General features: G+C 58.3%; 4 protein-coding genes and 1 pseudogene. 3 read left to right on the forward strand and 2 right to left on the reverse strand.

Features of this window, described 5'->3' with window-relative positions:
* Window positions 1-461, forward strand: a 461-nt coding sequence (locus tag QZ213_RS26930; RefSeq protein ID WP_291689089.1) for a hypothetical protein, incomplete at its 5' end; no start/stop codon positions are given.
* Window positions 461-907, forward strand: a complete 447-nt coding sequence (locus QZ213_RS26935) for a hypothetical protein (protein ID WP_291689090.1) — start codon at window positions 461-463, stop codon at window positions 905-907. The genes QZ213_RS26930 and QZ213_RS26935, both read left to right, overlap by 1 nt.
* Before the next feature lie 98 nt (window positions 908-1,005).
* Here the strand turns inward: QZ213_RS26935 and QZ213_RS26940 are convergent, their stop codons facing one another.
* Complete coding sequence (locus QZ213_RS26940; RefSeq protein ID WP_291689091.1) at window positions 1,006-2,109, reverse strand: AI-2E family transporter; 1,104 nt, start codon at window positions 2,107-2,109, stop codon at window positions 1,006-1,008.
* A 42-nt stretch (window positions 2,110-2,151) separates the two neighbouring features.
* Entirely contained in the window at window positions 2,152-2,316 is a 165-nt protein-coding gene (locus QZ213_RS26945; RefSeq protein ID WP_291689092.1) for a DUF3309 family protein, read from the reverse strand.
* A 265-nt stretch (window positions 2,317-2,581) separates the two neighbouring features.
* On the opposite strand from QZ213_RS26945, the pseudogene QZ213_RS26950 reads away from it, so the two are divergent.
* A pseudogene (locus QZ213_RS26950) lies at window positions 2,582-2,787 on the forward strand (divalent metal cation transporter); the annotation flags it as partial.

A 2,787-nucleotide genomic window follows, 5' to 3' on the forward strand; every position in this document is an offset into this window, starting at 1 on the left:
GAAAATCTCTACTATTCACGCCAGTTCGGGAGTCATTTGGGAAGTGTCGGTCAAAAGGAGACGTGACGATAACAGTTGCGGACGATAAGGGCCCTGCGGGGTCAAGCAAGCGGGACGCGGAATCCGCGACGGGCCACATCGGCGACGACGTGCAGCGGGCGAAGGAGAACATCTCCGAAGCCGCCGCTTCCGCGCGCGACGACATCGCCGTTGATCTGCGCCGGCTGAGCGCCGACGTTGTCAGCCTGAAGGATACAGTTGCCGAGCTCGCCAAGACCGTGACGGCGGAGGTTGGCGAAGCGGCGACCGGCATCGGCGGGGACATCGCATCGGCCGCGAAGGACCAAGCAAATACCCTGCTTTCCGAATTCGAGGCCGTCGCACGCCGCAATCCGCTGGGCGTCGTCATCGGCGCATTCGGAATCGGCATGCTCATCGGTATAATGAAAGACCGCCGTTGATGGTCGCGACGCTGCTGCGGCTCGTTGGCATTGATGTCAAGCGCTTGGCGCGGGAAACCGCGATCACGATCGTGCTCGCCATGTTCGGCGCGTTCGCGGCGATGCTGGCACTCACCTTCGGCTTCGCCGCACTCTATCTCTGGCTCGAGCTCAAGCTCGGTACCATCGCGGCGCTCGGCATTCTCGGCGGGACATCGGCATTGCTGGCCGGTGTCCTCTTCGCCGTCGCCTTTCTGCCCGCCTCGCGCAAGCCGCGTGTCCGCGCCGAAGGTGCGTTGCGGGCGGCGGCCGATCCGGTGCAAGCATCGACCTCGGCCGTCGCGCAGGCCGCCGACGAGGCGGTGAATGGAGCAGCCGATATCGTGCGTAACGGCTCGCGCCAGCAGATCGCCGGCACCGTCGCTGTGGCCGCGCTCATCGGCTGGGTTCTCGGGCGCCGATTCTAGGGCCGAGGGACCGGTGCTCCCGCCTGTTGCTCTCCATGCAATACGTTATCGTCAAATGGGGCTGTCCAATAAGCCCGGGCCATTGAAGGTGGCTGGGATCAACCCTCAAGGAAGTGGCCAAATGCAGCCAGCGGTTTAAGACGGTCGCAGATGATCTTAGTAATCGCCAACATGGGCATTGAGAGGATCACACCCGGAATGCCCCACATCCAGAACCAAAAAGCGAGCGAGATGATGACGAGGACGGGATTTAGAGTGAACCGTCTGGCCAGAAGCATCGGCGTTACGGTCTCACCCTCGATCAAATGAAATCCAAAATAAAGCCCCGCAGGAAGCAGCGATTGCCAGAGCACGTCATGGGTCAACAGGCCAGCGAGAAGAAAGGTCAACACGCCTAAAGCAGTGCCGAGGATCGGCACATAGTTCAGCAGAAAGGCCACCGTCCCCCAGAGGATTGGGTCGCCCACCCCTGTGAGCCACATCGCCAATGCCGTAGCGATACCTACTGCCGCGTTCATGATCGTGATTGTGACCAGATACGCGGAGATGTCGCTTTCGATTTGCTGCGAGATTTCGACCACCTGACGCTTGCCCTTAAATCGCGGCAGTATCTCGACAAGGCGGTGCAGGAAGATATCGCCTGACACTAGAAGGAAAAAAAGAAACAGCACCGTCGTGAAGAAGCCGCTGGCAAAGTTTCGGGTCCCCGTGAATAGCTTCGACAGAAGAGTTGGGCCTTGCGCCGACGCGGCGGCATTTGGAGATGGTTCGGCTTTTCCAAAATCTTCCACCTGCTGCAAAAACCGTTGCAGTGTATCGATCGGTTCTCGCATAAAACTCAGTCGCTCCTGAAGCCGAGGAATGCCCTCTGGAAGCTTCGCTGCCCAGGTGCGCGCGGGGCCTGAAATGGCCGCACCCAAACCGACGATCGTTCCGAACAGCGCAAGGATCAGCAGGAGGGACGCGAGTATCCGCGGCACGTGCAACCGCTCCAATATGCGGAAGGCTGGCTGTAGCAAGAGCTTGAGAACGACAGCAAAGACAAATGGCAACACGATCTCCTTCGCGACATAAGCTGCCGCCAGCAGCGCGAGGACGAATAAACCACCAAGGAATATGACTTTCGGATCTGAGGGCAGAGGTAGGTCCTCCGGCACTTCTGTCGGCGACACGTCCTCGGTCTTTTTATCGGTTGGTGCCATCGCCGAAGCGGGGCTGGATCAAGAACAAGATTTACTGGCAGTTCAAAGTTTGCCGAGCAATACCAGGATCAACACGATTACGAGCACGAGGCCGAGGCCGCCGCCGCCGTAGTAACCGGTCCCGTAAAAGGGCCCGCCACCCAACCCGCTAAAGCCGCCGAGCAACGCGATGACGATAATGATGAGCAGAATGGTTCCAAGTGACATGAGGTCGTCTCCTCTTGGTAAAATTAATTGACTGGTATTCCCCGATGAATTCCGGAACGGAGTGGACGGTAGCAGACGGCGGGTTTACTGGGAAGCCATAGGCGGGTTGTACTCTCGGGTACTTCGACCCATGCCAACTGCAGTTATTCCGCGCTCTACGCAGATCGGGTTCCAATCGTTAAGCTAGCGCCATGGACCATCGCCGATTTCCAAGGATTAAGATTGGCGGTTCGCTTAGAATGATTCTTCTTTTTTGGGTTCTTCCATGAAACCATCACCATCTTCGAAGACAACCAGCGACGCCAAGGCCGCTTATGCTCCACTGACTTTGAAAGATAAGGTTCTACGGGTGTTGGGGCCTGGCCTTATCACCGGCGCATCCGATGACGATCCAAGCGGCATCGCGACATATTCTCAAGCCGGCGCGCAATTCGGTTTCAGCATCACCTGGACGCTTCTATTTACGTATCC

It is taken from the genome of Bradyrhizobium sp. (assembly GCF_017881085.1).
Classification (GTDB): Bacteria; Pseudomonadota; Alphaproteobacteria; order Rhizobiales; family Xanthobacteraceae; genus Bradyrhizobium.

What these genes read in the sequence shown, in the direction of transcription:
- QZ213_RS26935 (WP_291689090.1), top strand. Translation starts at nt 461, where the DNA reads ATGGTCGCGACGCTGCTGCGGCTCGTTGGCATTGATGTCAAGCGCTTG.
- QZ213_RS26940 (WP_291689091.1), bottom strand. Translation starts at nt 2,109, where the DNA reads ATGGCACCAACCGATAAAAAGACCGAGGACGTGTCGCCGACAGAAGTG.
- QZ213_RS26945 (WP_291689092.1), bottom strand. Translation starts at nt 2,316, where the DNA reads ATGTCACTTGGAACCATTCTGCTCATCATTATCGTCATCGCGTTGCTC.